The sequence below is a fragment of the Allobranchiibius sp. GilTou38 genome (assembly GCF_017565325.1).
Classification (GTDB): domain Bacteria; phylum Actinomycetota; class Actinomycetes; order Actinomycetales; family Dermatophilaceae; genus Allobranchiibius; species Allobranchiibius huperziae.
Genome location: NZ_JAGEKN010000009.1, coordinates 75,784 through 102,707 on the forward strand (window position 1 = coordinate 75,784; position 26,924 = coordinate 102,707).

Consider the following 26,924-nt stretch of genomic DNA (forward strand, 5'->3'; position numbering starts at 1 on the left):
GGTGGCCTCAGCTCGCGAGTGGGAGCACGATCGTGAACGCGCAGCCGTCATCGGTGTTCTCGAACTCGACGGCGCCGTCGTGCGCGTCCACGATTTCACGGGTCACCGTCAGCCCGAGACCTCCCCCGGCGGTCTCGCCCGATGGTGCGTCGTCGAGCGGGTCGCCGTGCAGGCCGATGTCCCGCAGGCGGGGCACGTCGCCGGGTGCGAAACCGCCGCACCGGTCGGTGACCCGCAGCACCGCCTGGCCCGGTCTCTCCCCGGCGCGCAGCTCGACGGTGACCGCGCCGCGCGCGGGGGTGTGACGGATCGCGTTGTAGACCAGGTTGGTCAGCGCGCGGTTGAGCTGGCCCGGATCACCCATCACCTCGGCGGCGACCGCCGCCGAGCCGGTCAGGCGCACCTTCTCCGCGTGCGCGACCCGCTCGAGGTTCGACATGGTCGTCGAGAGCAGCTCCGACAGGTCCACCCGCTCGTTGCGTCGCTTGCCCATCCCCACGTGCAACCGGCTGAGCTCGTAGAGGTCCTCGACCATCTCGGTGAGTTGCTGCACCCCCGCGGTGATGCGGTCGTGGCGTCGGGCGTGGTCGCCGCCGATCTCGTCCCCGAGCTCCTCGGCCGCGGCCCGTAGGCCGGTGAGAGGGGTGCGCAGGTCATCGGAGATCCAGGCGACCAGCTCTCGGCGTGAGGCCTCCAGCGCGTACTCCCGCTTGCGGGCGTCGGCGAGGTTGGCGCCCATCTCGCGCATCGCGTGGTGCAGGCCGCGCAGTTCCGGTGACATCGGTTCGGTGTTCTGCGTCGGGACGCCACCGCTGTTGATGTGGGCGATGTCGGTATGCAGGAACGCGCTGTCGCGCCGGAAGGTGCGTGCGCTCAGCAATGCCGCCACCGATGCCAACAGTCCGGCGATGACCGCGGAGACGATGGTCGCGTGCCCATCGCCGGTGCTGATCAGCATCGCGCGGGCGTTGCCGGCGATCGCCGCCACAGTCGCGAAGGTCGCCACCACGGCGATCGAGACATGTCCGCCCGTCCAGCCGCGCCGGCGGACGGGCCAGGTCAGCACCCATGCCACCGCCGATCCGCCTGCCCCCCACAGCAGTGCGATGCCGAGGATGTGGAGGAAGTGGTGGGGCACGTTCGCGAGCCTAAGGCTCCGGCGGGCCCGACGGGTGTCGACCTACCCGGGCGGCGCGAATGCAGCGCACTGGCACCTGATGAGGCAGGCTGTCGGGTGATGATCGATATTGTCCTCCCCTGCCTGGACGAGGCAGCCGCGCTCCCGCACGTCCTGGGCGACCTTCCGGACGGCACCCGAGCGCTCGTCGTGGACAACGGCAGCACCGACGGCAGCCCCGAGATCGCGCGTTCGCTCGGCGCGCACGTGGTGACGGCGACCCAGCGTGGGTACGGCGCCGCCTGCCACGCCGGGCTGATGGCGGCGACCGCCGATCTGGTCGCGTTCGTCGACTGCGACGGCTCGTTCGATCTCTCGATCGTGCCTGTGCTCGCCGCACCGGTCCTCGACGGCAGCGCCGACCTCGCCGTCGGCCGGCGCCGACCGGTGGCCCGCGGTGCGTGGCCGGCCCACGCGCGTCTCGCGAACGGTGTGCTCTCCTGGCGGTTGCGCACTCTCGGTCTGCCCGTGCACGACGTGGGTGCCGTGCGGGTGGGGCGTCGTACCGCCCTCATCGACCTCGCCCAGATCGACCGGCGCAGCGGATATCCGCTGGAGACCATGGTGCTGGCAGCGAAGGCCGGGTGGCGGGTCGTGGAGACCGACGTCGACTATCACCCCCGGCACGGACGATCCAAGGTCACCGGGACGGTGCGCGGCACCGTGCAGGCCATGCGGGACATGACCGTGGTGCTCGCCCGATGACCATCACGCTCGCGAGCGTGATGGTCATCGCGAAGGAGCCGGTGGCCGGTCGGGTCAAGACTCGCCTCACCGTCGCCATCACCCCGGAGCAGGCGGCCGCGGTGGCAGCCGCAGCCATCCGCGACACCCTGGACGCGATGAGCATGGTCCCGGCTCACCGTCACGTGCTGGCCCTCGACGGCAAGGCAGGCGAATGGGTGCCGGCCGGCTGGTCCGTCGTGGCCCAGCCCGAGGGTGGGCTGGACCGCCGGCTGGCCACGGTCATCGGCGGCCTCCCGCCCGGGCCGTGCCTGCTGGTCGGGATGGACACCCCCCAGGTCACCCCATCCATGTGCGGATTCGATCCGAACTCCTACGACGCGTGCCTCGGGATGGCGACCGACGGCGGCTACTGGGCCATCGGCTTCGCGGATCCCGCCATGGCACCCGAGGTGATCGAAGGAGTTCCGATGTCGACCGACCACACCGGGGCCGATCAGCTGGCCCGGATGCTGCACGCAGGTCTGCGCGTGCAGGAGTTGGCGCCGCTGCTCGACGTGGACACCCCGGAGGATGCGGCGCAGGTGGCCGCTCTCGTGCCGGCGAGCGCGTTCGCCGGTGCGTGGACGACGGCGATGGCGGCGACTGCCGCGGGAGCCGACGTATGAGGATCGGCGCACTGGCGGCGTACGAACAGGCGCTGCGCGACCGCGGGCCTCTCGGTCTGCACACGACCTCCGGTCACCGGATCGAGTTGGACATGGCCCGCTATCTGGCCGACGCAGACGCCGCGGACTCCACGGTGTTGGAGCGCTGCGTGGGCCCGGTGCTGGACGTCGGATGCGGCCCGGGTCGCATCGTCGGCGCACTGACCGCCGCCGGCACGGCAGCCCTCGGCGTCGACATCGCGGACGCCGCGGTCGAGATCACCCTGCAGCGCGGTGCCCTGGCCCTGGCCCGGGACATCTTCTCCCGGCTGCCCGGCGAAGGACGCTGGCGCACGGTCCTGGTGCTCGACGGCAACTGCGGCATCGGCGGCGACGTTCCGGCGCTGCTGCGCCGGATGCGCGAGCTGACCGCCGCCGACGGCACGGTGATCCTGGAGGCCGCGACCAGCGTGCCGGGCACGGACGAGGTGCTCACTGCGAGCTTCAGCACGGACGGCGAGGACGCGCCGACCTTCCCGTGGGCCGTCGCGTCAGCGGACGTGTTGCAGCGGTACGCCGAGGAGGCGGGCCTCGCGCTCGTGGAGCACTGGACTCACTCCGGCCGGGACTTCCTCATGGTCCGCAGCGACAGCACGTACAGCACCGCCGTGCAGACGACCACGACGGCCGCGATGATCCCGAAGTTCGCCACGTAGTTCTGCCGCAGCAGCGCCAGGGACGGGCTGCTCGCAGTGCCCTGACGCCAGACCACGAAGAACGCGACCGAGCCGACCAGGGCGATCACGAGCAGCGCGCCCTGCACGAACCCGCGCAGATGCGGCGGCAGCAGCTTGGCGAGCAGCCACCCGACCAGGAGCACGACGTTCGCGATGATCAGGTCGTGCAGCAGGATCCCGCTGATCAGCCATTCGCCGAAGTTGAGGGTCTTGATGTAGGGCCGGTCCACCCAGAGCAGACGCAGCCCCCAGGCGGCGGCGACCAGGCCGAGGAGACCGATGACGCCGCGGGCGAGTCGCTCAGGCATGCGAGACCACCACCGTGTCGACCCACTTCGTCTGCAGCTCGCCCTTTCGGTCCGGGGCGATGAGGCGCAGCGGGTATCCGTGGTCGAGGGTGAGCCGTTCACCGCGCAGGTGCGTGGCGAGGAGGGCCTCCTTCAACTGTCCGGCCGTGATGGTCGAGCGGCTGAAACCACCCTTCTCCAGCGAGCTCACCGTCACGATGCTGTCCGCGGTGCCTCCGACCATCGTGACGATGTCGAGCAGCGACGGCCCGGTCCAGGTCGCGCGCCGACTCCAGCCCTCCACGCACGCGATGGACAGGTCGCGGGTCTGCGCGGGCATCGCCTCGATCTGTTGCAGAGTGAGCGTCCGGGTGCCGGTGCCGCCCCGCACGGTCAGCCGGTAGTCCGCGGATACCGCGGTCTTGCGCACTCCGGCAGCAGCCGCGGTGCGGTTGACGGGCAGATCCTGTTGCGGCGCGCGGTCGGGTCGACGAGGCGCCAGCAGAGCCACCTTCGCCAGCGGGCCGACCACCTGACCGACCGTGGTGAGCCCGACGATGCCGGCCCCGACGCCCACGCCCGTCACGGCGCCGCGACGGGTCAGGCCGTGCTCGTCGACCATGGGTCCGTCCAGCTTCGTGGACAGCCCGCGGCGGATGATCGGGAGTTTGACGGCGATGTGCAGCAGGAGCGCGCCGATGACCACCCACCCGAGCGCGTAGTGCACCGACGCGAACGGCCACTTGAACGGGTAGTACTGCAGCACGTTGAGCATCCCGGTGGTCAGCTGCACCAGCGCCCCGGCGATCAGGACGGCGACGGACGCACGCTCGAGCGCGTGCAGCACCGAGCTGACCGGCGGCCACTGAGCCAGCTTGTTCTGTACCGACCAGAGCTTGGCGAGCAGCAACGGGATCGAGGCGAAGCCGGTGATGACGTGCAGTCCCTGGGTGAAGCGGTATCCGCCGGCCGGTGTCGCGGGCGGCGGCAGCCACATCCAGGGGTGGGACTGGTAGTGGCTGATCACGCCGGTCACGAAGCAGATGCCGAACGCGATCCCGACCGCGGTGCCGAGCCGTGCCGTCACGGACTCGTGGTGCAGCCGGCCGCGGTCTTCGCTCGGCCAGCCCGGCGGTGGGGAGCTCGGCAGGCGAAGCTTCATGGACGGCATACGTCGATCATGCCTTCCGTCGGCATCCCGCGCTGCCCTGCGAGGTCACGATCTGCGGACGAATCGGTCCGCGACGGGTCAGAGCCCCAGATCGCGTCCGATGAGCTCCTTCATGATCTCGTTGGAACCGGCCCAGATCTTGGTGACCCGGGCATCGCGCCATGCGCGGGCGACCCGGTACTCGTTCATGAACCCGTAGCCGCCGTAGAGCTGCACGCACTCGTCGAGGACGTCGTTCTGCACCTGCGCGGTGAACCACTTGGCCTTCGCGGCGTCCACCGAGGTGAGAGTGCCTGCGGCGTGCGCCACCAGGCAGTCGTCGACGTATGCCTGGGTCACCTCGACGCGCGTGACCATCTCGGCCAGCTTGAACTTGTTGTGCTGCAGGCTTCCGATGGGCTGCCCGAAGGCCTTGCGCTCCTTCACGTAGTCCAGGGTCTCGGCGAGGATCTGCGCAACGTGGCTGATGTTGCTGACTGCGGCCCCGATGCGCTCCTGCGGCAGGCGCTGCATCATCGCGATGAAGCCCATGCCCTCCTCGCCGATCCGGTTCTCGTCCGAGACGCGCACGTCGTCGAAGAACAGCTCGGCGGTGTCGGACTCCTCCTGTCCGACCTTGTCGAGCTTGCGACCGCGGGTGAAGCCCGGCATGCCGTCCTCGACCATGAAGAGGGTGATGCCCTTGGCGCCCTTCGCCGGGTCGGTGCGCGTCGCCACGATGATGAGGTCAGCCCCGAAACCGTTGGTGATGAACGTCTTCGAGCCGTTGATCAGCCAGCCGTCACCGTCACGGACGGCGGTCGTCTTCAGCGCCGCGAGGTCGGAACCGCCGGACGGCTCGGTCATCGCGATCGCGCAGACCTTCTCGCCGGCGGCCATGCCGGGCAGCCACCGCTGCTTCTGCTCCTCTGTTCCCAGGTCGACGATGTACGGCGGGCAGACATCGGAGTGGATGCCGAAGGAGGAGGAGACCGCCGCGTTGAACTTCGCGATCTCCTCGGCGGCCACCGCGTTGAAGAGGTAGTCGTCGACTCCGGCGCCGCCGTACTCCTCGGGGATGTCCAGGCCGAGGAAGCCCTGCTTGCCGGCCTCTTGCCACATGTCGCGCGCGATGGTCTTGTCGCGCACCATCTCCTCGGCCCGCGGGCGCAGGGTGCGCTCGACGAATTCGCGCACGGAGGCGCGGAACGCCTCGTGGTCCTCGGAGTAGATGTTGCGGGGCATGGCGGTGTCCTCGTGTCGCGAAGGGGGCATCGGGAGTGAACGGTGCAGCGCTCCGTCCCTGACTAAGCGCTTGCTTAGCGTCCCAAATCTGCGGCATGCTCGTCAACATGTCCGCCGCCATTCCCGCGCCGCCGGCCCGGGCCGCGAGAGACCGACTACTCGATGCTGCGCGGACGTCGTTCGCTGACAAGGGTTTTCACGGTACGACGACCCGAGACATCGCGGCGGCCGCCGGCATGAGCCCCGCGGCGGTCTACGTCCACCACCGCACCAAGGAGTCGCTGCTGCACGAACTGTCGCTGGAGGGGCACCGCGCGACGATGGCCTCCCTCGACGCCTCGGTCCACGACTGCCCGGACGACGCGGTGGCGCTGCTGCACGCCTGGGTGACGGCGTTCGTCACCGGTCACGCGCTCGGACACACTACCGCGCGCATCGTGAACTACGAGCTCGAGGCGCTGACCCCGGAGCACCGCGTCGAGGTCGAGCTCTGGCGTTCGCGGATCCAGGACTCCCTGATCGACATCCTCGAACGAGGTTGTGATGCCGGGGAGTTCGCCGTCGGGGACACGCACGTGGCCGCGAGCGCGATCGCCGGGATGGGCGTGGACGTCGCGCGCTGGTTCCGTGACGACGCGGGCACGGCCGCGACCGATCTGGCCCGGGAGTTCGCCGATCTCGCCGTGCGGATGGTGCGCGCCTGATGCCGCTGACCGGACGCACCTTCCGTGCGGTGCTCTTCGACAACGACGGCACGCTGGTCGACTCGATGCCGGCCGCGGCCCGCGCGTGGGTGCAGTGGGCCGACGAGCACGACGTGCCGCGGTCGGCCCTCGAGGGCATCGCCGGGATGCCGGCGGCCGCGATCATCGCCAAGGTCGCGCCGGGGGTCGAACCGGTGGCCGCACTGGCCCGGATCGAGGAGCTGGAGCTGCGGGACACCGCAGATGTGGTGGCTCTGCCCGGTGCGGTCGAGGCCGTTGAGGCGACCCGGGACCGCTGCGCGATCGTCACCTCCGCCACCGGCGACCTCGCCGCCGCCAGGCTGAGCGCGGCGGGCATCCCGACGCCGACCAGGCTGGTGACCGCCGACGACATCACCCGCGGCAAGCCCGATCCTGAGCCGTTCCTCATCGCAGCCCGCCTTCTCGGGGTCGAGCCCGATCAGTGCCTGGTGGTCGAGGACGCGCCCAATGGGCTCACCGCCGCACGGGCCGCCGGGTGCGCGACCCTCGCTCTGACGACCAGCCATACCGCCCACGAACTGGATGCCGATCTCGTGGTGGCATCCCTGGCCGACGTGGTCCTCGAGTCCACGTCGGCCGGAGTGCGCGTCCGGCTCGTCGACCGCTGAGCTCCGGCCCTGGCGCAAAGGGGAGGGCCCCGATTTTCGCCACACCCTCGGCCCGGCCGCACGGCATACTTCGGGAATGCACGACGTCCTCACGTTGGCCGCGATGGGCGGCGGAGCCATCGCAGCGGGGCGCGTTCTTCGTCAGCTGGTGAGGCCCCAGCCGGAGAAGGTGAGCAGCGATCGCCTGTACGTCTCGTTCGGCGTCGTCATCTTTGTCGTGGGGGCCGCTGGTCTGCTTCTCAGCGGTAGTTGGTGAACTGCAGCGCGACGTCCAGGTCGGCGCCCTTGAGCAGCTGCTGGACCTCTTGCAGGTCGTCGCGGGACTTGGATGAGACCCGCAGCTCATCGCCCTCGATGCGGGACTTGACCGATTTGGGCCCCTCGTCGCGGATGAGCTTGTTGATCTTCTTGGCGTCCTCCTGGCTGATGCCGTCCTTCAGCGTGGCCGAGAGCCGGTACTCCTTGCCCGAGAGCTTGGGCTCGCCGTCGTCGCTCATGTCGAGCGACTTCAACGACACCCCACGCCGGACGAGCTTGGTCTGCAGCACGTCGAGGATCGCCAGGACCCGTTCCGCGGTGTTGGCCTTCATGACGATGGTCTCGCCGCTCCACTCGCAGGAGGCGCCGACGTTGCGGAAGTCGTAGCGGGTGCCGATCTCCTTGGACGCCTGGTTCATCGCGTTGTCGACCTCCTGCTTGTCGACCTTGCTCACGACGTCGAACGACGAGTCGGCCATGACTGCTCCTTCGGCTGGGGGTGGTGCGTCGGCGGGAATCGAGTATGCCGGACACGCCCCGACGCGGTCGCCTCGACGGCGATCGGCCCGCCCGGACCGGGTGTGTCACCTTTCCGATTGGAGTGGTCGGGCACCCGTTGCTACCCTTGCGCTCGCACTCATGCCAGGTTGCCCGAGCGGCCAATGGGAGCGGACTGTAAATCCGTCGCGAAAGCTTCGAAGGTTCGAATCCTTCACCTGGCACCAGCAGTGTTCGATGCAGACAGCGCGTCCTTCGGGGCGCGCTGTCCGCGTCTGGCGTGGACCACGCTCCGAGCGCCCACCACGACCGGCTGCTCGGCTCCATACTGGTGCGATGTCGAAGATCCGTCGCGGGCCATCGCCGTGGGTGTGGGTCGCCCTGGTCGGATGGTTTGTCGTCGTATTCGGCTTCGCGACACTGATGGACGAGGACCGTGTGCGGTTCAGCGGGTGGAGGTACCTGGCCTTCCTCGTCATCTTCGTCGGCATTCCGCTCGGCTCGCTCGTGTTCTGCCGATGGCGCTCGGAACGGTCTGCGCGGCTGCGATTCATCAACGGCCTCCCACGGCCTGATCAGCCCGACCTGCCCCGATGACCTCCGCGCCGGTCCGTGCTGACGACGGCCCGTTGCTGCGGATGGGGGACCCGGCTGGGCGCCGCCTGCTCGCGACGACCATCCTCGGTTCGGGCATGGCCTTCCTCGACGGGACCATCGCCAACGTCGCGCTGCCACGCATCGGGCGCGATCTGCACGCCGACCTCGCCGGGCTGCAGTGGGTGGTGAACGGCTACACCCTGACCCTCGCCGCGCTCATCCTCGTCGGCGGCTCGCTGGGGGACCGGTTCGGCCGTAAGAAGGTGTACGGCGCCGGCATCGCGGCGTTCGCGGTCACCTCGGCGCTCGCCGCGCTCAGCCCTACGATCCAGATCCTCGTGGGCGCCCGGATGCTGCAGGGGGTCGCGGCCGCTCTCCTCACGCCCGGGTCGCTGGCGATGCTGCAGGCCTCCTTCCGCAAGGAGGACCGGATGAAGGCCATCGGCGCCTGGACCGGAATGCTCGGCATCGCGACCGCGGCCGGGCCCCTCGTTGGCGGCTGGCTGGTCGGCATCGAGTGGCGCCTCGCGTTCTGGATCAACGTGCCCCTGGCGGCGGTGGTGCTCTGGCTGCTGCGCACCGCGCCGGAGTCCAAGGACGACGAGGCCAGCACCCATTTCGACGTCCCGGGCCTGGTGCTGGCGCCGGTCGCGCTCGCGGGGATCACCTGGACGCTCACCGCGTGGCCGAACGACGGTGCCGAGCTGCGCACCGTCCTGCCGCTGGTCGTCGGAGTGCTCGCCGCCGTCGCGTTCGTGGTCGTCGAGCGGCGCACCGAGCACCCCATGGTGCAGCCCTCCCTCTTCGCGGACCGGGTCTTCACTGTGATCAACCTGGTCACGCTGGCGGTCTACGCCGCGCTGGCGGGGAGCTTCTTCTTCCTCGCCGTTTACCTGCAGGTCAGTGGCGGGTGGACGCCGCTCGCTGCCGGGGCGGCCACCGTGCCCGTCTCGCTCATCATGTTGGTGCTGGCGTCCCGGTTCGGCGGTGTGGCGACCCGGTTCGGCGCCCGGCTGCCGATGATGGCCGGGAGTGCCCTGCTCGCGGTGGGCCTCGGCTGGCTGGCCCTGGCGCCCGACCATCCGACGTACCTGACCCAGTTGCTGCCCGGGATACTGCTGATGGGGTTCGGGCTCAGCATGCTGGTCGCGCCGCTCACCGGCACCGTCCTCGCCGCGGCGCCCGACCACGAGGCGGGACTGGCCAGTGGCATCAACAACGCCGTGTCCCGTACTGCGGGGCTGCTCGCCATCGCCGCGCTGCCCCTGGTGGTGGGCCTCAGCGGCGACCAGTACCGGGTCGGGCACGAGGTGGCCCGCGCCTATCGGTCCTCGATGTGGGTGTGCGCCGCCCTGGTGGCCGTCGGGCTGCTGCTGACGGTCGCGGTCGGCGGACGTCAGATCGACCAGGTCACCAGCGCACCCGAGAACGACTCGCCTCCGGCAACCACCTGAGCACTGGTTCGCTCAGCGCTGGGCGATGGGTGCGGTGATGAGCTCGTCGGGGATTCCGAGCGCGTCCACCAGATCGGTCACGTGGCCGCGCAGCTCGCCGCACAGCTCGTTGATGGTCGCCGTGACCAGCCGTGAGCGGGTCGTGTTGAGGCGGCCGTGCTCGATGAACCAGGCCTTGTCCTGTTCGATCGAGTCGAGCGCGTAGAGCGTGAGGGCGCGACCGAGGAGCTCCTTGGCGGGCCCGCCGGTCATCTCGGTGTACGCCGCCTGCGCCTCCTCGAGGATGACCCGGTCGATGTGCGTGCGGGCCGCGAAGAGCACGTGGTCCTGCGCGTTGTTGAAGAGCTGGAACGCGTTCTCCTTGTTCGCCTTGCGCAGTCGCATGCCGAGCGTCTCCAGGGCGTGGTCGGCGCGCTGCTCGAACATCGAGAGCTGCCAGCCGTGGTCGTCCATCGCGCTCTCGTCGTCCCGGCCCTTGGCCAGGTCGACCAGTCGCTGGATGCCGGCGCGCCCGGTGGTGCGCTCGACGACCCCGCCCGCGACCTGCTTGCTCAGCTTGCTCACCAGTTCCGGACCGGCCAGGCCGCCCCACACCTCGGCGAACTCGGTGAGCAGTCCCTTGGCGACCAGCTGCATGAGCACGGTGTTGTCGCCCTCGAAGGTCGCGAAGACGTCGACGTCCGCACGCATCTGACCGAGTTGGTTGTCGGCGAGGTAGCCGGCACCGCCGCAGGCCTCGCGGCACACCTGGATAGTGTCGACGGCGTGCCACGTGGTGGTGGCCTTGAGCCCGGCGACGCGAGTCTCCAGTTCGCGGCCGGCGTTCTCGTCGCGCTCCTGGCCGTCGACCTGGGGCGTCCCGTGCAGCTCCTGCAGCAACTCGGTCACCGAGTTCTGCGCGAAGCTGAGCGCATAGGACTTCGCCAGGCGCGGCAGCAGCTTGCGCTGATGCGCCAGGTAGTCCAGGACGACGGTCTCCTCCTCCTGACCGGGCGCCTCGAACTGGCGGCGGACCGAGCCGTAGCGGAGCGCGATGGCCAGCGCCTTCTTCGCGGCCGCACCGGACCCGCCGCCGACGCAGACCCGCCCGCGCACGAGCGTGCCGAGCATGGTGAAGAAGCGGCGGTTGGAGCTCTCGATGTCCGACACGTAGCGACCGTTGTCGTCGATGTCGCCGAAGGCGTTGAGCAGATTGGCCTTCGGCACGCGTACGCCGTGGAAGGCGAGGGTGCCGTTGTCGACGCCGGGCAGGCCGGCCTTGTCGCCGTTGTCGCCGATGGTGACTCCGGGGAGCGGCGTGCCCTCGGTGTCACGGATCGGGACGAGGACGGCATGCACGCCGTGCTCGCCCTCGGCCGTGCGCAGCTGAGCGAAGACGACGGCCATCCGCCCGTCCCGCGCGGCGTTGCCGATGTAGGTCTTGACGGAGGACTCCGTGGGGGAGTCCAGGACGATCTCCTGGGTCGCGTCGTCGTAGACGGCGGTGGTCTCCAGGCGCTGCACGTTGCTGCCGTGACCCACCTCGGTCATCGCGAAGCACCCCAGCAGCTTGCAGGTCATGATGTCTTCGAGGTACGTGGCGAAGTGACGTTCGGTGCCCAGGCGCATCACCGCGCCGCCGAAGAGGCCGAACTGCACGCCGGTCTTCACCAGCAGTGAGAGGTCGCCGAGGGCCTGCATCTCGAAGAGGACGCACGATGCGCCGTAGTTGTAGGTGCCGCCGTACTCGGTGGGGAAGCCCACCCGGCCGTAGCCCTGCTCCGCGACCCGCAGCAGCTGGCGCAGCACCCGCTCGCGCTGCTCCTCGACGGGCAGTCCCGGCTCGCCGAGGAGATCCTCGGGGGCCAGCTCGGTGCGGGCGCGTTCGCGCAGCTCCCACCACGCACCGTCGACCGTGCGGCGCAGCTGCTCCGCGACCGGTGAGATGCCCGGCGTCGGGGTGACCGACGACGGGCTGGACGCTGCCGTGGTCGAGTCCTGAGCCTTCGAAGGTGCCTGCTGGGCGGCGTCCGGCTGCGGGTCTGACGTGGAGGTGGTGGTCATCACGACTCTCTCTGATGGTTCTCGATGAATCCGTTCAAGCCGACTGCGGCGAATTCCGCAAGCTGCTCCACGATCTCCGCGCGAGGCACACGTTGCGGGTCGGTGACCCAGCTGTCGGCAGACTCTCGCACGAAACCGACGAGTCCGGCGGCCAGAATCGGGGCCAGCGCCTCGTCGCGTCCCCCTTCGCGAAGATTGGCGGCGAGCAGGTCGCTCAGCCGCTCGGCGATGCTCGCCGACAGGCCGATCACCGGGTCGGAGTCCCGGGGGACCTGCACCTGAGGGGGACGGGTGACGAAGCGGTAGACCTCGGGGTCGTTCTCGACCAGTGCCAGGTAGCTGTCGATGGCGGCGATGAGCACGCTGCGCGGGTCGACCGACGACGGCCGGCGGGCCGCATCGGTGCGGTCCAGCGCGGCGCTGAAGTCCGCCAGGATCAGCCGGTCCACCGACGCGCAGACCGCGAGGTAGAGGCCGAGTCGGTCGCCGAGGTGGCGGTAGATCACGGTCTTGCTGGTGCCCGCCTCGGCCGCGATCTCGTCCATGCCTACTCCTGCGCCGTGCCTACGGATCGCCCGGAGGGCGGACTCCGTCAACTGCATCCGCCGCTCTTCGCGGTGGGCGGTCCATCGCGCGTCGCGCCCGTCGACACGGTGCATGCGGGATCTGGTCATGGCAAGCAGAGTATCCGAAACGCGGTGTATCTGCTACTTTGAGTACCGGTAACTTCTCCCCGGCCGACGGGGACCCCTCACCTGCAGGAGATGAATCGATGAGCCCACGCGACGTGTTCGTGCTCGGCGGCAACCGCATCCCGTTCGCCCGGTCCGGCAGCAAATACCTCAAGGCCTCGAACCAGGACATGCTGACGGCTGCGATCGACGGCCTGGTCGCTCGCTACCACCTGCAGGGCGAGCGCCTCGGCGAGGTCGTGGCGGGTGCCGTGATCAAGCATTCGCGCGACTTCAACCTGACCCGCGAGGCCGTCCTCGGCTCCCACCTGTCACCCGCCACCCCGGCGTACGACGTGCAGCAGGCCTGCGGGACCGGCCTGGAGGCCACCATCCTCACGGCCAACAAGATCGCGCTCGGCCAGATCGACTCGGCGATCGCCGGCGGTTCGGACACCACGTCCGACGCCCCGCTCGCGGTCAACGACGACCTGCGCAAGGCGCTGCTCAAGGCGAACTATGCCAAGACTCCGAAGCAGCGGATCTCGGCCCTGCTCAAGATCCGGCCCTCGCAGCTCGCCCCCGAGCAGCCGAAGAACGGCGAGCCGCGCACCGGGCTGTCGATGGGCGACCACATGGCCATCACCGCGAAGGCCTGGGGAGTCACCCGGGAGGCGCAGGACGAGCTCACGGTGGCCAGCCACCAGCACCTCGCGGCGGCGTACGACCGCGGCTTCTTCGACGACCTGGTGACGCCCTACCTGGGGGTCACCCGCGACCAGAACCTGCGGCCGGACAGCTCGGTCGAGAAGCTGGCGACCCTCAAGCCGGTCTTCGGCAAGGGCGACGCGGCCACCATGACCGCCGGCAACTCCACGCCGCTCACCGACGGCGCGTCCGCGGTGCTGCTCGGTTCGCGGGAATGGGCCCAGGAGCACGAGCTGACCCCCCTGGCGCGATTCGTGGACGCCGAGACCGCTGCTGTGGACTACGTGTTCGGTGACGAGGGCCTGCTGATGGCTCCGCCGTACGCGATCGCGCGTCTTCTGAAGCGCAACGGCCTGACGCTGCAGGATTTCGACTTCTACGAGATCCACGAGGCGTTCGCCTCGACGGTGCTCTGCCACCTCGCGGCCATGGAGGACCCGGCGTTCTGCAAGGAGCGCCTGGGCCTGGACGAGCCGCTCGGCGCGATCGACCGCTCCAAGCTGAACGTCGCCGGATCCTCGCTCGCGGCCGGGCACCCGTTCGCCGCGACCGGTGCGCGCATCGTCGCCACCCTATCGAAACTCCTGCATGAGAAGGGATCGGGCCGCGGCCTGGTCTCCATCTGTGCCGCCGGTGGTATCGGCGTCGTCGCGATCCTGGAGGCAGCGGAATGACCGACACCCTGACGACCCTGGTCAACCAGGGCATCGGAAAGAAGATCGCGGTGCAGCTCGGGCTGCCCCGCCCCACGATCCTGCGCCGCTACGAGCCCGGGCAGGTGCTGGTCGACGGCTCCGTCGCCGTGGGCGGCATCGGCGAGGGCCCAAACGTCGCTGCGGTGGAGGCGATCCTGGCCGACGCCGGCGTGGCACGCATCGAGGCGACCGCGGACACGGAGTACGGCAGCAAGCCGGCGGCCATCGTCTTCGACGGCTCCGGCGCTCGCACCCTCGATGAGCTGGAGCAGTTGCGCGCCGTCCTCGGCCCGGCACTCAAGGCGCTCGGCAAGAACGGCCGCCTGGTCGTGCTGGGCACGCCGCCGGCCGACGTCCACGACGCCGAAGGCGCCGCCACGCAGCAGGCGCTGGAGGGCATCACCCGCTCGCTCGGCAAGGAGATGCGCGCCGGCGGCACCGCCAACCTGCTCTGGGTGGCGAGCGAGGCGTCCGGTGACCGCGGCGTCCTCGAGGCCCCGCTGCGCTTCCTGTTGTCCAGCCGCTCGGCCTACGTCTCGGGCCAGCCGATCCGCGTGCTCGAGGCACCGGTGCAGCAGCCCGAGGACGTGTACGCGCCGCTGCGCGGCCAGGTGGCCGTCATCACCGGTGCCGCGCGCGGCATCGGTGCGCAGATCGCCCGGGTGTTCGCCCGGGCCGGCGCCGAGGTCATCGCCGTCGACATCCCGGCGGCAGGCGATTCGCTGGCCGCGGTGGCCAACGAGATCGGCGGGACCGCACTGCAACTGGACGTCACGGCGCCCGACGCGGGCGAGCGGATCGCCGCCGCGGTCAGCCGGCTGTCCGGCCACCTCGACGTGATCGTGCACAACGCCGGCATCACCCGCGACAAGCTCTTCGTCAATACCGACGAGGGCCGGTGGGGCAGCGTGCTCGACGTCAACCTGCGTAGTCAGTTCCGGATGAACAAGGTGCTGCTCGACCCGGCCACCGCTGGTGGCCTGCGCGACGGCGGCCGCATCGTCAGCGTCGCCTCGATCAGCGGGATCGGCGGCAACCGCGGCCAGTCCAACTACGCGGCGTCCAAGGCCGGTGTGATCGGCATGGTGCGCGAGCTGTCGCAGGAGCTCGCGGACCGGCACATCACGGTCAACGCGGTGGCCCCCGGGTTCATCGAGACCGAGATGACAGCGCGGATCCCGATCGCGACGCGGGAGGTCGGACGGCGGCTCAACTCGCTGCTGCAGGGCGGGCAGCCGGTCGACGTGGCCGAGGCCATCGCGTTCTTCGCCGAGCCCGGGTCCGCCGGCGTCACCGGCCAGGTCCTGCGCGTCTGCGGTCAGAGTCAGCTGGGGGCCTGAGGTGACACGCACCGTTGAGTTGTCCTCGGCGCCCTCGCTCGGGCCGCTGTTCGCCCAGGCCGTGGTCCGGGCCCCGTTCCGCAAGGGCCGGGAGCTTCCGGACCTGGTCGTGCGGCAGGCCGGCGCGTCGGTCGATCGCGACCAGCTCGCGGCGTACGACGACGTGTGCGGGTTCGCCCTCCGCGACACTCTTCCCGCGACGTTCATTCACGTGCTGGTCTTTCCCCTGCAGACGCGGGTGATGGCCGACGCGGCGTTCCCGTTCCCGCTCGTCGGCAGCGTGCACCTGACCAACACGATCGTCCAGCGCCGTCCGGTCCTGGCCGGTGAGCTCCTGGACATCGAGGTCAGGGCGACCGACCTGCGCCCGCATTTCCGCGGCGCACAGGTCGACCTGGTCGCCGAGGTGTCGGTGGCCGGTGAGGCGGTCTGGCAGGAGGTCAGCACCTATCTCTTCCGCGGCCAGAAGGTGGCGGGCACCGCCCCCCTGCGCAGCGTCGACCCTCAGTTGCCGACGGCGGCCGGGGCGCTGTGGCGGGTGCCGGGAGACATCGGACGCCGGTACGCCGCGGTGGCCGGCGACGTGAACCCCATCCACCTGCATCCGCTGGGTGCCAAGGCGCTGGGCTTCCCCACGACCATCGCGCACGGGATGTGGAGTGCGTCGCACGCGCTCGGGGCTCTGGCCAACCGCCTACCCGACCGATTCACCTACACGGTGGAGTTCAAGAAACCCATCCTGATCCCGTCTTCCGTGAACTTCGTTGCACAGCAACGAGACTCGTCATGGGATCTGGTGCTGACGAATGCCCGCAAGGGCACGGTGCACATGATCGGATCGATCAGGGCGCAGGCGCCGATCACGATTTCATGATCGAAGCGGCTCTGAGGTAGCCTCTTCGCTGCGCTGCCGGGATGGTGGGCGACCACGTGGACTCACGTCGGTCGGATCCGTCCCAAGGTCGCGCAGGCCCCTATAGCTCAGTCGGTAGAGCGTCTCCATGGTAAGGAGAAGGTCAACGGTTCGATTCCGTTTGGGGGCTCGGTAACGCCTGCACCGGGAAGATTTTTCCCGATGCGACTGTTCCACCTGGCGGGGTAGCTCAGCTGGTTAGAGCGCACGACTCATAATCGTGAGGTCGCGGGATCGAGCCCCGCTCCCGCTACGAGAATCGTCCTTGAGTAAAACCGGTATCACCCGAAGGCAGGTAGCCCAGTGGCTAGCAAGAGCGCAGACATCCGTCCCAAGATCACCTTGGCGTGCACGGAGTGCAAGGAGCGCAACTACATCACCAAGAAGAACAAGCGCAACGACCCTGACCGGTTGGAGATCGCGAAGTTCTGCCCGCGCTGCAGCAAGCACACCGCACACCGCGAGACCCGCTGACCCGTTCGGTCAGCCCGTAGGACCACCGGACCGGCCGTGCCGGGAGCGCCCACCGCTCCCGGCGCGGCCGATTCGTCCGTTCCGTCCCTGACGGACGTGGGGCCGAGGATGGATCCCGGCCGCCCTGCCTCTGCCCCCGCCGGGTGCCGGTTAGGCTCGCGTGCCATGGCCGTGAATCCACAGGTGGAAGGTCGCACCTATCCGCCGACCGATCCGTACGTCGTCTCCCGGGCGAAGATCGCCGAGTTCGCCGCCGCGGTGGGTGCGCGCGATGCCGCCCACACCGACGTCGCCGAGGCCGGACGCCGGGGATACGCCGACGTGGTCGCGCCCCCGACGTACGCGATCGGCATCTCCCAGAGTGCGGAAGCTGCCGCGATCCTGGACCCCGAGGCCGACATCGACTACTCGCGGGTGGTGCACGGCGAGCAGAAGTTCACCCACCACCGGCCGCTCGTCGCGGGTGACGAGGTCGTCGCGCAGACCACGATCGCCCGGGTCCGGGCCGCCGGCGGCCACTCGATGGTGACCCTGGAGACGCAGATCAAGACCACCGGTGGCGACCTGACCACCACCGCCACATCCCTGCTGGTGATCCGCGGCGGAGGCGACGCATGAGCACGGTTCCCCAGGTCGGCGAGCAACTGCCCGGCCGCACCATCCATGTCGATCGGGCCACCCTGGTGCGCTACGCCGGGGCCGGTGGCGACTTCAACCAGATCCACTGGGACGAGGCAACCGCCACCGCCGTGGGCCTGCCGAACGTCATCGCGCACGGTATGTGGACCATGGGCGCCGCCGTCCAGGTGGTCGTCGACTGGCTCGGCGACGCCGGCCGGGTGTCGGACTACTCCGTGCGCTTCAGCGCGCCGGTGCCGGTGCCGCACGACGGCGGCGCCGACGTACAGGTCGAGGCGAGCGTGAAGTCCGTGGACGAGCAGGCGGGCACGGCGACGATCGCGTTGACGGCGACGGTCGGCGGCACGGCGGTGCTGTCGCGGGCGCTCGCGACCGTGACCCTCGCGTGAAGGAGGAGCTCGATGTCCCGCTCGCCGGTCTCACGACCATGCGGGTGGGCGGTCCCGCGCGCCGGCTGGTGACGGTGACGAGCACCGACGAGCTGGTCGACGCCGTCCGCGAGTGCGACGACGCCGAGGAGCCGCTCCTGGTGCTCTCCGGAGGTTCGAACGTCGTCATCGCCGACGAGGGCTTCGACGGCACCGTGGTGCGGATCGCGACCCGCGGTGTCGAGGTGGACTCCGCCGACGCGTGCGGGGGAGTCTTCGTCCGGGTCGCCGCCGGAGAGCCCTGGGACGACCTCGTGGAGCAGGCCTGCGCCAGCGACTGGTCCGGCATCGAGGCACTGTCGGGCATCCCGGGGTTGACCGGCGCGACTCCGGTGCAGAATGTCGGCGCGTACGGCCAGGACGTCTCCCAGACCATCGCGCAGGTGCGGGTCTGGGACCGCCGCGAGGAGGCGGTGCGCACCTTCGCCAACGCCGACTGCCACTTCACCTACCGGCACTCGCTCTTCAAGGGCCGCGAGCGGTACGTCGTGCTGGACGTGCTCTTCCAGCTGCGTCCCGCCGACCTGTCCCAGCCGATCGCGTACGCCGACCTGGCCGCCGGGCTCGGTGTCGAGGTGGGTGACCGGGTGCCCCTGGCCGACGCGCGGGCTGCCGTGCTCGAGCAGCGGGGCCGGCGCGGGATGGTGCTGCAGGAGTCCGACCACGACACCTGGTCCTGCGGGTCCTTCTTCACCAACCCGATCCTGAGCTCCTCCCAGTTCGACCTCTTCGAGCAGCGCGCCGCGGCCCGGTTGGGCCCGGACGCCCCACGGCCGCCGAGGTTCCCGTCCGACGAGGGCATCAAGACGGCGGCCGCCTGGCTGATCGACAAGGCGGGCTTCGGCAAGGGATACGCGATGCCCGGTCCGGCGGCCCTGTCGACCAAGCACACACTGGCGCTCACCAACCGCGGGGGCGCCACCGCCGCCGACGTCGCGGCCCTCGCGCGTGAGGTGCGCGACGGGGTGCACGACGCGTTCGGCGTGCAGCTGGTCGCCGAGCCGGTCATGGTCGGTCACGCTCTCTGAGCGGTGTGCGCCAGGTCGAGGCGCACCGAGTCCTCCAGGGGGGTCGGCGTGATCCCGAAGTGTTCCTGCGCCGCGCTCGAATCCATCACGTACGGCCCGCGGAACTGGTACTGCGTCTCGCGCATCTCCTTGATGAACGGGTTGAACACCCCACCGATCCACACAGCGGCGTAGGGCATCGACCGGACCTTGCGCTTCGCGCCGAGCTGAGCCGCGGCGATCGTCGCAGTTCGCGCATCGTCGACGGCGCGACGCTCGGAGCGTGCCAGACCTTGCCCCAGCTGCTCGGGTCGTAGGCCGCCGCGATGAGGGTGCGCGCCATGTCCTGCACGTTCGTGAAGGTGTGCGGCGCGTCCAGGTCGGCCGGCACGTACGCCGTGCGTCCCTTGCGGAAGGCAGGCGTGATGGTGGCCTCCATGTAGGAGTTGCCGCCGAGGTAGTCACTGCCGCGGACCTCCACCGCGTGCAGCCGTCCGGCGCGGTGGGCCTCCATGGCGTCGGCGGTCATCCGGGCGCGCACTTTGGCCTTGTGGCCGGTGGCGCTGTCCGGCATGCCCTGGGTCATCGGGCCGTCGACCGGACCGTACGGGTACAGGCTGGCGGTGGTGACGAGCACCGCACCGGAGCTCTCGGCCGCGGCGAGCAGTGCCTGGGCCATCGGCGGCCAGGTCTCCTGCCACTGGTGGTACGGCGGGTTGATGCAGTTGTAGATCGCGCGGGCGCCTGCGCAGATCTCGCTGAGGCGAGCGGCGTCCGACGCATCGGCGGCGACGGCCGTGGTGCCGGGCACCGCGGTGCCGCTGCGAGTGACGACGACGACCTCCGCGCCGCGCTCCACCAGCTGCTGGGCCACTGCCGAGCCGACCGGACCGGCTCCGACGACGACGTGCTTGTCCATGATGATCTCCTCTGTCGATAGCGATAAGAGAGCGGTGCTCTCGGTTACGAGCATCGGTCCAACAATGGGTCCGTGTCAAGAGCACTGCTCTTTTTTGTTGGCACTGCTCTCCGATATGTCATGATCGGCCCATGACAGAACGCCGCACCGGGGCGCGTGAGCGGGTCCGCGCCGAGACAACCGATGACATCAAGCGGGTCGCGCGAGAGCACCTGGCCACCGACGGCGCCGACCTGTCGTTGCGCGCGGTCGCCCGAGACGTGGGCATGGTCTCCTCGGCCGTCTACCGCTACTTCCCGAGTCGGGACGACCTGCTCACCGCGCTCGTGGTCGACGCGTACGACGAACTGGCCGACGCCGCCGACGAGGCGGAACGCACGGCGCCCCGCCGTGATCCGCACGCACGGTGGATGGCTCTGACCCGCGGGATCCGAGCCTGGTCGCTCGCTCACCCGCACGAGTACGCGCTGCTCTACGGCAGTCCCGTGCCCGGTTACCAGGCTCCGGAGGACACCGTCGGGCCGGCGAGCCGCCCACAACTGCTGCTCGCGCAGATCCTGCGTGACGCGGCGGCCGGGAGGTCGTCGACGGCAGCACAGGGGGACCGGCTGGGTCGAGGACTGCGGGCGGACATGGTCACCGCTGCCGCCTTCCTCGACGTGCCGGAACTCCCGGGCGCGCTCGTGGCCCGGGGGCTGCTCGCCTGGACACAGCTCTTCGGGGCCCTGAGCTTCGAACTGTTCGGTCGCTTCGAGGGCGGCATCGAGGACCCGGACGCGCTGTTCGAGTTCGAGATGCGCGCCATGAGCGACTACCTGGGGTTGCGGGAGCGCGCTCACTGACCCGGAGTCGTCTGCGGCCGATCATCACGGTTCGGTCTCGTGGAGGCGGGGAACCACCGGCGGGCGTGCCGCTCAACGTACGCTCCGGGCGGTGCACGGCCAGGGGGCCGTGCCGTCCCAGGAAAGCAGACCTCCATGTCCCGTCGTTCCGTCGCGCTCGCCGCGATCCCACTCACTCTGGCGCTGGGCGCCGCGACCGCAGGCCACGCGGATGCCGCGGTCGTCGGCCACCACCAGGGTGCGCTGAAGGCTTTCAGCGCGAAGGTCCGCACCCACGCCGACGGCGACGCTCCGGTCATCGGCAGCTGTTCCCTCATCGTCCCGGCCACGGCCCGTGTCGTGCAGCCCGAGTACCAGGTGCCGGTGCGGGTGACCGGCGGGTGCGCCCTGCACCCCGGACCCAACGCCGCCTGGATCATCGGGAGCGAGGAGAACCCGTCCGACTTCATCCTGTTCGACGATCAGAAGAGCACCACGTGGGACATGTACGACGACACCCCGCTCGGCACCCACACCTGGGCCGGCGACGGGGCCTACGACGAGAACTTCGACAACGCCTACAGCCAGAACAGCCCGCAGACGACCACCAAGGTCGGGTCCTGGGCGGGGTTGAACACCTCGCGCTCCGGCAGCAGGGTCACCCTGAGCACTCACGTGGTGCGCTACTCCACAGCCGACGAGGTCAACATCCCGTGGGCGGGGGAGACCGGCGTCATCCAGTACAAGACGGTCGGCGGGTCGACCTGGACCGGCCTGAAGGACGTGGTGGCCGACAAGAGCGGCAACTACTCCTGGAGCTACACCTCCAGCGCCGCGCGTGACTATCGCGTGGTCTACAAGGAAGCGACCTACATCTGGGGTGCGACCAGCCCGACCTCGCGTCGCTGACGCAGCGCCGCAGCGGACGGCCGCGGGCACCTCATGGGTGCGCGCGGCCGTTCGCCGTCGATGGGCGATTACGCCGGCTCGGCCAGCCAGGCGTTGATGTCGAGCAGCGCCGCGCGCTTGAGCTCCGTCGGCGCCCGCGAGGCATGCAGAGAACGGCGGGCCAGCTCGGCCAGTTCCGCGTCGGTGAATGCGTGGTCCTCGCGCGCGGACGCGTACTGCGCGATGAGACGATTTCCGAACAGCAGCGGGTCGTCCGCCCCCAGGGCGATCTGCGCGCCCGCGTCGAAGAGCCGCCGCAGCGGGACGTCCGCGGGGTCGGGGTAGACGCCGAGCGCGACGTTGGATCCGGGGCACACCTCGAAGGCGACTCCGGCCTCCAGTGCCCTGTCGAGGACCGCACTGGACTCCACCGCCCGGACCCCGTGCCCGAGCCGGTCCGGCAGCAGGCTGTCCAGCGTCTCGCTCACCGCCTGGGGCCCGAGCAGCTCACCTGCATGGGGCACCGACGCCAGACCGGCGGACCGGGCGATGTGGAACGCGGGCGCGAACTCGCTGGTGTCGCCGCGGCGTTCGTCGTTGCTGAGGCCGAAGCCGATCACCGTGCCGCTGGCGGTGCCGGCGTACTTGGCCGCCAGCCGCGCCAGGGTACGCGCCTCGAACGGGTGCCGCATCCGGGAGGCCGCCACGATGACGCCGACGCCGACGCCGCACTGCGCACCGGCCGTGGCCGCCTCGTCCAGGACGATCTCCAGGGTTGGCGAGATGCCGCCCAGCCGCCCGGCGTACGACGTCGGGTCGACCTGGATCTCCAGCCAGCGCGAGCCCTCGGCTGCGTCGTCCTGCACGGCCTCCCGCACCAGTCGGCGCAGGTCGGCCTCCTCCTGCACGCACGCCCGCGCGGCGTCGTACAACCGCTGGAACCGGAACCAGCCGCGTTCGTCGGCCGCACTGAGGGTCGGCGGCCATTCGCCGCGGAACGACTCCGGCAGCCGCAGCTCGTGCTCGGCGGCCAGCTGGTGCAGGGTCTGCACCCGAAGGGAGCCGGTGAAGTGCAGGTGCAGGTGCGCCTTGGGCAGCCGCGCGATCGATCGCATGATGAGCCGACGCTACGGGAGAGGGGAGCTCGTACGGCGGGCGGACGCCCCCGGCGCGTTGCCGGGGGCATGCCTCAGAGTCCGGCGATCGCCGCTGCGGGGTCCTCGATCGCGTCCGCCACGCATCGCATGAAACCCGCGGCAGTCCCGCCGTCGCAGACGCGGTGGTCGAAGACGAAGCTCATCTGGGTGATCCTGCGTGCGCAGATCTGTCCGTCCACGACCCAGGGCCGATCCAGGATGCGGCCGAAGCCGAGGATCGCGACCTGCGGGTGGTTGATGATCGCGGCGCTGCCGTCGACGCGGAAACTGCCGTAGTTGTTGAGCGTGAACGTCCCGGCGCTCAGTTCCTCGGTGCTGTTGCGGCCCTCGCGCGCGGTCGCCGTCACGCGCCGGATAACCGTGTCGAGCTGCGAGGTCGTCATCGTGTCCGCGCCGATCACTGCGGGCACCACCAGGCCCCGGTCGCCCTGCACCGCGATGCCCAGGTTCACCTGCGGCAACTGCACGATCTCCTGTCGCTCGGTGTCCAGTCGCGCGTTCAGCACGGGGTACTGCTTGAGCGCGGCGACCGTGAAGCGCGACAGGTACGCGAGCAGGCCAGGTCCGGATGAGCCGGCGGCACGGGTGCGCTCGCGAAGCTCCCACAGTGCGGTGGCGTCCACATCGACCCACACCGTCGCCTCCGGGATCTCCGACCTGCTGCGGCTCAGCGCCGCCGCAGCGGCCTTGCGGAAACCGCTGAGCGGGATGCGCACCTCGCCGGCGACCGGCCCGACCGCGGGGACGGTGGCCGCCGTGGAACGCGCGCCCGAGGAGCGCTCGACGTCGGCGCGGGTGATGACTCCGCCGGCCCCGGTGGCCTCGATGGCCTCCAGGCGCAGCCCGCGCTCGCGGGCCAGGCTGCGGACGAGGGGAGAGATCACGAGCGGCACCCGCTTCGCGGCGGCGGGGGCGGCAGGTGCGGCGCGGTGGCCGTCCGGCGCCGAGGCCGCGGGCGGCATCGTGTCCCTACTCGACGCAGCAGGCGGGGCGGACACAGAAGATGCGGCAGCGGCGTGGGCTGCGCGCGGTCGACGCCGCCGACCCGTGGGGGCGTCGCTGGAGGTGCCGTAGCCGATGAGGACGTTGCCGGACCCGGCGCGTTCCTCCTCGCGGTAGCTCGCAGCGGACTCTTGCGCGGCGTCAGGGGAGGGCGTCGAGATCACACTCGCCACCGTGATCAGCGGCCGGCCGACGTCCAGGGTGGCGCCCTCGGCGGCGTGCAGGGTGGCCACGACGCCGGCGAACGGCGACGGCACCTCGACGACCGATTTGGCCGTCTCCACCTCCACGATGCTCTGGTCCACGACGACGGTGTCACCCTCGCTGACCAGCCACCGCACGATGTCGGCCTCCGTCAGACCCTCGCCCAGATCGGGGAGCAGGAAGGTCTGGTCGCTCACTGGTCCTCCCACTGCAGGTCGTCGACGGCGTCGAGCACCCGGTCGACGCTCGGCAGCTGGAAGTGCTCCAGCTTCGGCGGGGGGTAGGGGATGTTGAAACCGGTCACCCGGCCGATCGGCGCTGCCAGCGAATGGAAGCAGCGCTGCGTCACCCGGGCGACGATCTCAGAGGACACGCTCGCGAAGCCGGCGGACTCGGCGACCACGACGGCGCGACCGGTGCTGCGGACCGCGGCGGCGACCGTCTCGTCGTCGAACGGCACGATCGAGCGCAGGTCGACCACCTGCAGGCTGCGACCCTCCTGGGCGGCGACCTCGGCGGCCTCGAGGGCGACCGGCACCGACGGGCCGTACGCGATGACGGTCGCGTCGGTCCCTTCGCGGCGTACAACAGCGGTGCCGATGCCGGGTCCGTCCGTCCCCAGCGCGACCTCCTCCTTGCTCCAGTAGAGCTTCTTGGGCTCCATGAAGACCACCGGGTCGTCGGAGGCGATCGCGGCGCGCAGCAGCGTGTAGGCGTCGGTCGGAGTCGCCGGTGTCACGACGTGCAGCCCGGGCGTGTGGGCGTAGTAGGCCTCCGAGGAGTCGCAGTGGTGCTCCACGCCGCCGATGCCGCCGCCGAACGGCACCCGGATCACCATCGGCAGGTGCACCCGCCCGCGCGTGCGGTTCCGCATCTTGGCCACGTGGCTGACGATCTGCTCGAACGCCGGGTAGCCGAACGCGTCGAACTGCATCTCCACGACGGGGCGCATCCCGTTCATCGCCATCCCGACGGCCATCCCGACGATGCCGGACTCCGCCAGTGGGGTGTCGAAGCACCGGGTGTCGCCGAACCGCTCGTTGAGTCCGTCGGTCACCCGGAAGACGCCGCCCAGCGCGCCGACGTCCTCGCCGAACATCAGCACGGAGTCGTCGGCGAGCATCGCGTCGCGCAACGCCCGGTTGAGCGCCTGCGCCATGGTGAGCTTCTCGTGTTCGATCGTGCTCATCGCCCGGCCACCTCTCGGCTCGACTCCTCGGCCACCTGCGCGGCCTGCTCACGCAACTGGGGGGTCTGCTCGGCGTACACGTAGGCGAACAGCTCGCGTGCGTCCGGCTCGATGTCCCGGTTGAGTCCCTCGCGCACGTGCTCCGCCACCGCGTCCGCCGCCGCCCTGGCCTGCTCATGCGTCTCGTCGGTCATCAGGCCACGGCTGCGCAGGTGCTTCTCCAGCCGTGTCAGCGGGTCCCGGTCGACCCACGACGCCACCTCGGAGTCGAGCCGGTAGCGCGTGGCGTCGTCGGCGTTCGTGTGGGCCTGCATGCGGTAGGTGTGCGCCTCGACGAGCTGGGGGCCCTCGCCGCGGCGTGCCCGCTCGACGGCGTCGCCGAGCACCGCGAGCACCGCGGCGATGTCGTTGCCGTCGACGCGCTGCCCGGGCACGCCGTAGCCGATGCCCTTATGCGCCAGCGAGGGCGCCGCGGACTGACGTGCCAGCGGCACGGAGATGGCGTACTCGTTGTTCTGGATGAAGAACACGACGGGCGCCTTGAAGACGGCCGCGAAGTTCAGGGCCTCGTGGAAATCGCCCTCACTGGTGCCGCCGTCGCCGGTCAGAGCCATCACCACCGTGGACTCCCCGCGCAGGCGCGCGGCGTGGGCCACGCCCACCGCGTGCGGCAACTGGGTGGCCAACGGGGTGGTGGCCGGCGCGACCTGCGTCTCGTACGGGTCGTAGCCGCTGTGCCAGTCGCCCTTCAGCAGCGTCAGCACGTCGACCGGGTCGACCCCGCGCTCGACCGCCGCGACCGTGTCGCGGTAGGTGGGGAAGAGCCAGTCGCCCTTCTTCAGCACGTGCGCCGCCCCCACCTGGCACGCCTCCTGCCCGTGTGAGGAGGGATAGACCGCGAGGCGGCCCTGGCGCACCAGGGCGTTCGCCTGGTCGTTCAGCCTGCGTGCCACGACGAGGCGCTCGTACGCGCGGAGCAGGTCTGCGTCCGCCGGCAGTTCGTAGCGCTCGCTGCCCGATCCCTGCACCTTCGTGCCGTCGGCATCGATGAGCCGGACCGGATCGTCCGCCGGCAGGAGACCCAGGACGTCCTCAGATGTCATGGGGGAGATGCTGCGCGGAGCGCCAGTCGTACGCAACACCCGGGTCGAAACGGAGATAGAGTGCTCGATCGGGACTGTTCTGGTGACCATTCGTCCAGAAGAGCGCGCTGCCGGCCCGGAAGAGTGAGACAGATGACACCGCTGGACGACGTCGACACCAGGATCCTGGTCGAGTTGTCCAAGGACGGGCGTATGTCGGTCCGTGCACTGGCGCAACTGCTGCACATCTCCCGCGCCAACGCGTACGCGCGCGTGGACCGACTCCAGCAGTCTGGCGTGATCCGTGGCTTCCGCGCCGATCTCGACCCGGTCGCCACCGGCCTCGGCACCACGGCGTACGTGACCCTGAACCTGCGTCAGGCGGACTGGCGGGTGGTCCGCGAGCGGCTCCGAGAGTTGCCCGGTGTCGTGCACATCGGGCTGGTCGGCGGTGAGTTCGACGTGATCCTGCTGGTGCGGGCCATCGACAACGCCCACCTCGGTCGGCTCGTGCTGGGAGTGATCCAGGAGATGCCCGGAGTGGTCAACACCCGCACCTTCCTCGTGTTCGAGGAGCCGACGCTCGACGCCACGGCCGCGATCTTCGACCGGCTGTGAGCAACGCCCGCCCCGGGGATGGAGTGTCCGCAGCGAGC

General features: G+C 70.3%; 30 protein-coding genes and 3 tRNA genes. 20 read left to right on the forward strand and 13 right to left on the reverse strand.

All coding sequences use genetic code 11. From position 1 onward, the window contains the following. Window positions 1-7: 7 nt before the first annotated feature. Window positions 8-1,138 (reverse strand): HAMP domain-containing sensor histidine kinase, encoded by a 1,131-nt coding sequence (locus tag JOB34_RS18175; protein ID WP_208053144.1) that lies wholly within the window; start codon window positions 1,136-1,138, stop codon window positions 8-10. Between the two features lie 99 nt (window positions 1,139-1,237). Between JOB34_RS18175 and JOB34_RS13215 the strand changes: the two genes are divergently transcribed. From JOB34_RS13215 to JOB34_RS13225, 3 genes are read left to right on the forward strand one after another with little or no spacing between them, the layout of a single operon-like run. Further along, window positions 1,238-1,882: a glycosyltransferase family 2 protein gene (locus JOB34_RS13215; RefSeq protein ID WP_208053145.1), complete on the forward strand. Its 645-nt coding sequence runs from the start codon at window positions 1,238-1,240 to the stop codon at window positions 1,880-1,882. Further along, complete coding sequence (locus JOB34_RS13220) at window positions 1,879-2,529, forward strand: DUF2064 domain-containing protein (protein WP_208053146.1); 651 nt, start codon at window positions 1,879-1,881, stop codon at window positions 2,527-2,529. Before JOB34_RS13215 ends, JOB34_RS13220 begins: the two co-directional genes overlap by 4 nt. Further along, on the forward strand, window positions 2,526-3,224 hold the full coding sequence (locus JOB34_RS13225) for a methyltransferase domain-containing protein (RefSeq protein ID WP_208053147.1): 699 nt from the start codon (window positions 2,526-2,528) through the stop codon (window positions 3,222-3,224). The genes JOB34_RS13220 and JOB34_RS13225 overlap by 4 nt, the downstream gene beginning before the upstream one ends. Here JOB34_RS13225 and JOB34_RS13230 read toward each other — a convergent pair. The 3 genes from JOB34_RS13230 to JOB34_RS13240 all read right to left on the reverse strand — a co-directional run bounded on the left by JOB34_RS13230 (window position 3,122) and on the right by JOB34_RS13240 (window position 5,927). After that, window positions 3,122-3,553, reverse strand: coding sequence for a hypothetical protein (locus JOB34_RS13230; RefSeq protein ID WP_208053148.1), 432 nt, complete (start codon window positions 3,551-3,553; stop codon window positions 3,122-3,124). The genes JOB34_RS13225 and JOB34_RS13230 overlap by 103 nt on opposite strands. After that, the gene (locus tag JOB34_RS13235) at window positions 3,546-4,703 is read right to left on the reverse strand and encodes a molybdopterin-dependent oxidoreductase (RefSeq protein WP_208053149.1); all 1,158 of its coding nucleotides are present in this window, start codon (window positions 4,701-4,703) and stop codon (window positions 3,546-3,548) included. The genes JOB34_RS13230 and JOB34_RS13235 overlap by 8 nt, the downstream gene beginning before the upstream one ends. Window positions 4,704-4,781: 78 nt before the next feature. Beyond that, a complete protein-coding gene (locus JOB34_RS13240; protein WP_208053150.1) occupies window positions 4,782-5,927 on the reverse strand; it encodes an acyl-CoA dehydrogenase family protein in 1,146 nt (381 codons plus the stop codon). A 107-nt stretch (window positions 5,928-6,034) separates the two neighbouring features. Between JOB34_RS13240 and JOB34_RS13245 the strand changes: the two genes are divergently transcribed. Together JOB34_RS13245 and JOB34_RS13250 are read left to right on the forward strand one after the other, a co-directional pair. Then, window positions 6,035-6,631: a TetR/AcrR family transcriptional regulator gene (locus JOB34_RS13245; RefSeq protein WP_208053151.1), complete on the forward strand. Its 597-nt coding sequence runs from the start codon at window positions 6,035-6,037 to the stop codon at window positions 6,629-6,631. Then, window positions 6,631-7,281, forward strand: coding sequence for an HAD-IA family hydrolase (locus JOB34_RS13250; protein WP_208053152.1), 651 nt, complete (start codon window positions 6,631-6,633; stop codon window positions 7,279-7,281). The genes JOB34_RS13245 and JOB34_RS13250 overlap by 1 nt, the downstream gene beginning before the upstream one ends. A 239-nt stretch (window positions 7,282-7,520) precedes the next feature. Here the strand turns inward: JOB34_RS13250 and JOB34_RS13255 are convergent, their stop codons facing one another. Then, the gene (locus JOB34_RS13255; protein ID WP_179482695.1) at window positions 7,521-8,018 is read right to left on the reverse strand and encodes a YajQ family cyclic di-GMP-binding protein; all 498 of its coding nucleotides are present in this window, start codon (window positions 8,016-8,018) and stop codon (window positions 7,521-7,523) included. A 162-nt stretch (window positions 8,019-8,180) separates the two neighbouring features. On the opposite strand from JOB34_RS13255, the gene JOB34_RS13260 reads away from it, so the two are divergent. From JOB34_RS13260 to JOB34_RS13270, 3 genes are all read left to right on the forward strand, one after another. After that, window positions 8,181-8,264: transfer RNA gene (locus tag JOB34_RS13260), tRNA-Tyr, on the forward strand. Window positions 8,265-8,373: 109 nt separating this feature from the next. Then, window positions 8,374-8,634: a hypothetical protein gene (locus JOB34_RS13265; RefSeq protein WP_208053153.1), complete on the forward strand. Its 261-nt coding sequence runs from the start codon at window positions 8,374-8,376 to the stop codon at window positions 8,632-8,634. After that, window positions 8,631-10,088 (forward strand): MFS transporter, encoded by a 1,458-nt coding sequence (locus tag JOB34_RS13270; RefSeq protein WP_208053154.1) that lies wholly within the window; start codon window positions 8,631-8,633, stop codon window positions 10,086-10,088. The genes JOB34_RS13265 and JOB34_RS13270 overlap by 4 nt, the downstream gene beginning before the upstream one ends. Before the next feature lie 12 nt (window positions 10,089-10,100). Here the strand turns inward: JOB34_RS13270 and JOB34_RS13275 are convergent, their stop codons facing one another. Further along, window positions 10,101-12,131, reverse strand: coding sequence for an acyl-CoA dehydrogenase (locus JOB34_RS13275; RefSeq protein ID WP_208053155.1), 2,031 nt, complete (start codon window positions 12,129-12,131; stop codon window positions 10,101-10,103). Then, window positions 12,131-12,805 (reverse strand): TetR/AcrR family transcriptional regulator, encoded by a 675-nt coding sequence (locus JOB34_RS13280; protein WP_208053156.1) that lies wholly within the window; start codon window positions 12,803-12,805, stop codon window positions 12,131-12,133. The genes JOB34_RS13275 and JOB34_RS13280 overlap by 1 nt, the downstream gene beginning before the upstream one ends. Window positions 12,806-12,903: 98 nt before the next feature. On the opposite strand from JOB34_RS13280, the gene JOB34_RS13285 reads away from it, so the two are divergent. The 9 genes from JOB34_RS13285 (at window position 12,904) to JOB34_RS13325 (ending at window position 19,027) form a co-directional block, all read left to right on the forward strand. Then, entirely contained in the window at window positions 12,904-14,184 is a 1,281-nt protein-coding gene (locus JOB34_RS13285; RefSeq protein WP_208053157.1) for an acetyl-CoA C-acetyltransferase, read from the forward strand. After that, on the forward strand, window positions 14,181-15,545 hold the full coding sequence (locus tag JOB34_RS13290; protein ID WP_208053158.1) for a 3-oxoacyl-ACP reductase: 1,365 nt from the start codon (window positions 14,181-14,183) through the stop codon (window positions 15,543-15,545). The genes JOB34_RS13285 and JOB34_RS13290 overlap by 4 nt, the downstream gene beginning before the upstream one ends. A gap of 1 nt (window position 15,546) precedes the next feature. Beyond that, complete coding sequence (locus JOB34_RS13295) at window positions 15,547-16,419, forward strand: MaoC/PaaZ C-terminal domain-containing protein (RefSeq protein ID WP_208053159.1); 873 nt, start codon at window positions 15,547-15,549, stop codon at window positions 16,417-16,419. A 96-nt stretch (window positions 16,420-16,515) separates the two neighbouring features. Next, window positions 16,516-16,588, forward strand: a tRNA-Thr gene (locus JOB34_RS13300). Window positions 16,589-16,637: 49 nt separating this feature from the next. After that, a tRNA-Met gene (locus JOB34_RS13305) sits at window positions 16,638-16,711 on the forward strand. Between the two features lie 50 nt (window positions 16,712-16,761). Then, entirely contained in the window at window positions 16,762-16,932 is a 171-nt protein-coding gene (gene rpmG / locus JOB34_RS13310) for a 50S ribosomal protein L33 (protein WP_179482681.1), read from the forward strand. 165 nt (window positions 16,933-17,097) lie between these two features. Beyond that, window positions 17,098-17,550: a MaoC family dehydratase N-terminal domain-containing protein gene (locus tag JOB34_RS13315; protein ID WP_179482679.1), complete on the forward strand. Its 453-nt coding sequence runs from the start codon at window positions 17,098-17,100 to the stop codon at window positions 17,548-17,550. Then, window positions 17,547-17,960, forward strand: a complete 414-nt coding sequence (locus tag JOB34_RS13320; RefSeq protein WP_208053160.1) for a MaoC/PaaZ C-terminal domain-containing protein — start codon at window positions 17,547-17,549, stop codon at window positions 17,958-17,960. The genes JOB34_RS13315 and JOB34_RS13320 overlap by 4 nt, the downstream gene beginning before the upstream one ends. Beyond that, window positions 17,957-19,027: a UDP-N-acetylmuramate dehydrogenase gene (locus JOB34_RS13325; protein WP_208053161.1), complete on the forward strand. Its 1,071-nt coding sequence runs from the start codon at window positions 17,957-17,959 to the stop codon at window positions 19,025-19,027. Before JOB34_RS13320 ends, JOB34_RS13325 begins: the two co-directional genes overlap by 4 nt. On the opposite strand, the gene JOB34_RS13330 is transcribed toward JOB34_RS13325, so the two are convergent. Together JOB34_RS13330 and JOB34_RS13335 are read right to left on the reverse strand one after the other, a co-directional pair. Next, the gene (locus tag JOB34_RS13330) at window positions 19,015-19,152 is read right to left on the reverse strand and encodes a hypothetical protein (RefSeq protein ID WP_208053162.1); all 138 of its coding nucleotides are present in this window, start codon (window positions 19,150-19,152) and stop codon (window positions 19,015-19,017) included. The genes JOB34_RS13325 and JOB34_RS13330 overlap by 13 nt on opposite strands. Next, window positions 19,113-19,925, reverse strand: a complete 813-nt coding sequence (locus tag JOB34_RS13335) for an NAD-dependent epimerase/dehydratase family protein (protein WP_208053163.1) — start codon at window positions 19,923-19,925, stop codon at window positions 19,113-19,115. Before JOB34_RS13335 ends, JOB34_RS13330 begins: the two co-directional genes overlap by 40 nt. Window positions 19,926-20,056: 131 nt before the next feature. Between JOB34_RS13335 and JOB34_RS13340 the strand changes: the two genes are divergently transcribed. Next, a complete protein-coding gene (locus JOB34_RS13340; protein ID WP_208053164.1) occupies window positions 20,057-20,767 on the forward strand; it encodes a TetR/AcrR family transcriptional regulator in 711 nt (236 codons plus the stop codon). Window positions 20,768-20,902: 135 nt separating this feature from the next. Then, entirely contained in the window at window positions 20,903-21,655 is a 753-nt protein-coding gene (locus JOB34_RS13345) for a hypothetical protein (protein ID WP_208053165.1), read from the forward strand. 68 nt (window positions 21,656-21,723) lie between these two features. On the opposite strand, the gene JOB34_RS13350 is transcribed toward JOB34_RS13345, so the two are convergent. The 4 genes from JOB34_RS13350 to pdhA form a co-directional block, all read right to left on the reverse strand. Then, window positions 21,724-22,749, reverse strand: a complete 1,026-nt coding sequence (locus JOB34_RS13350) for an adenosine deaminase (protein WP_208053166.1) — start codon at window positions 22,747-22,749, stop codon at window positions 21,724-21,726. Between the two features lie 74 nt (window positions 22,750-22,823). Then, window positions 22,824-24,194, reverse strand: coding sequence for a dihydrolipoamide acetyltransferase family protein (locus tag JOB34_RS13355; RefSeq protein ID WP_208053167.1), 1,371 nt, complete (start codon window positions 24,192-24,194; stop codon window positions 22,824-22,826). Next, window positions 24,191-25,186, reverse strand: a complete 996-nt coding sequence (locus JOB34_RS13360) for an alpha-ketoacid dehydrogenase subunit beta (protein ID WP_208053168.1) — start codon at window positions 25,184-25,186, stop codon at window positions 24,191-24,193. Before JOB34_RS13360 ends, JOB34_RS13355 begins: the two co-directional genes overlap by 4 nt. Beyond that, window positions 25,183-26,289, reverse strand: coding sequence for a pyruvate dehydrogenase (acetyl-transferring) E1 component subunit alpha (pdhA, locus tag JOB34_RS13365; RefSeq protein ID WP_208053169.1), 1,107 nt, complete (start codon window positions 26,287-26,289; stop codon window positions 25,183-25,185). The genes JOB34_RS13360 and pdhA overlap by 4 nt, the downstream gene beginning before the upstream one ends. A 132-nt stretch (window positions 26,290-26,421) precedes the next feature. Between pdhA and JOB34_RS13370 the strand changes: the two genes are divergently transcribed. Next, window positions 26,422-26,886 (forward strand): Lrp/AsnC family transcriptional regulator, encoded by a 465-nt coding sequence (locus JOB34_RS13370; protein WP_208053170.1) that lies wholly within the window; start codon window positions 26,422-26,424, stop codon window positions 26,884-26,886. The last annotated feature ends 38 nt before the right edge of the window (window positions 26,887-26,924 follow it).